The organism is Streptomyces sp. NPDC058371, assembly GCF_042723265.1.
Lineage (GTDB): Bacteria > Actinomycetota > Actinomycetes > Streptomycetales > Streptomycetaceae > Streptomyces.
Genome location: NZ_JBHXJC010000032.1, coordinates 1 through 1,662 on the forward strand (window position 1 = coordinate 1; position 1,662 = coordinate 1,662).

Annotated in this window: 1 protein-coding gene; it reads right to left on the reverse strand. The window is 70.3% G+C overall.

The features are described 5' to 3' along the window. Nucleotides 1-164: 164 nt before the first annotated feature. A complete protein-coding gene (locus tag ACFWM2_RS40390; protein ID WP_383291381.1) occupies nucleotides 165-1,541 on the reverse strand; it encodes an IS1380 family transposase in 1,377 nt (458 codons plus the stop codon). Nucleotides 1,542-1,662: the final 121 nt, after the last annotated feature.

The window sequence follows — 1,662 nt, forward strand, 5'->3', positions numbered from 1 at the left end:
TAGCCTCGAAGTTTCGTGACGGTCCGCCGATGGAGTTGGTGGGCCGTTTTCGTGCCGTGGGCTGAGGCTGTGCAGGCCGAAGGCCCGAGTGTCGCCTTGGGATGGCGCCGGATTCCACTGCTCCGGGTGGTGAGGTGCTGTCGAAGGGCCGGGGAATCCGCTGGTCAGCCGGGGTCGGGCAGTTGGGTGAGCCGGTCGAGGGCTGCGGTGATGTGACCGGTCCAGGGCCAGTGCCGGGCCAGGCGGAGGATTTGCCGACGGCCGGTGGTCACGAGCTGTCCGGCCCCGGTGAACAGGCGGAGCCGCAGGCGGCGGGGCTCCCAGAGCCTGGCCTTGCCGGTCAGAGCGAGCATCGGCATCCAGGCCAGCAGGTCGAGAGCGATCTGCACGATCTCCAGCCAGACCCTGTTCTGCGCGGTGTCGTGCAGGGGCAGGTTGCGCAGGCCGGTGGCCCGGGCGGCGCGGATGCGGTCCTCGGCCCGGGCCCGCAGCCGGTGACGGAGCTCGAGCTCGGCGATCGGCCGGCCCAAGGTGTTGGTGGCGAAACAGGTCAGCCGCATGCCGTCCGCATCTGTGAGCCGCAACTGGGCCCCCGGGTGCGGCCGTTCCTTCCTGACGATCAGCCGCATGCCCTTGGGCCAGCCGTCCAGAACATCGCCGGTGAGTTCGGCGACCCAGGCGCCGTCACGGATCTCGCCGTCCGTCTCGACGGCCGCCGTCCAAGCCGATGCCGGAACCTTCAGCACCTGCTGGTGGACCTGCTCGGTGATGGCCATGCCGACCGAGTAGGACAGCCACCGTCCCCGCCGGGCGAGCCAGGCGACGAAGTCGTGGGTGCCGCCCGCGGAGTCGGTGCGGATCAGGGTCCGGCGCCCGCGCCGGTACTTCTTCGGCAGCTGGGCCAGGGCCAGTTGGGCGACGGTGATGTGGTCGGTGGCCGTGTTCGAGCCCGCGTTGCCTGGTCTGAGCAGGGCCGCGACCGGTTCACCCGTGCCGCCGCTTCCGTGGTCGACGAACCCCATCAGCGGGTGGTGGCCGTAGGTTCGCTTCCACGTGGGTGCGGCGTCCTCCTTGTCCGAGTGCGCGATCACCAGCACCCCGTCCAGGTCCACGGTCACCGCCCCGCCCGCATCAGGCGCTTCCCGGCCGGCCAACCGCCAGACATGCTGGCGGACTTCAGCCCGCGCGGCACGGATGGCCCGCAGGGCCTTCTCCCCGGAGGTGGCGAGGGTATCGATGAGGCGGGAGACCGTCGGGTCGGAGGCCACCGGCCCGAACACGGCCGGCTCGGCCCGCAGCATGGCGACATCCGCGAGGCAGTCCCCGCCCAACGCGACCGCCAGGGCCACGTCCAGCAGAATCTTGCCCGGATCGTGCACCGTCCGAGCCTTCCGCCACGGCGTCAGCGCCGCTGATATCGCGGTGTCCAAGCCGGCCTTGCGGACGGTCTCGATCAGCAGCACGCTCCCGGCCTGCGAGACCACCGCCCGGCCGCCGCCCTCGACGCGGACACGCGGGTACGACCCGATACGCTTCTTCACCTGGAGAGTGCTTCTTCCGTGCAGCCAACAGGACCCTAGACAAGTCCCATCGTTGCAGGTCAGGAGCACTCTCCGCTTATTTGATCAAGCCTCGGACACCCCACCTCGTGAAAGCGCGAGG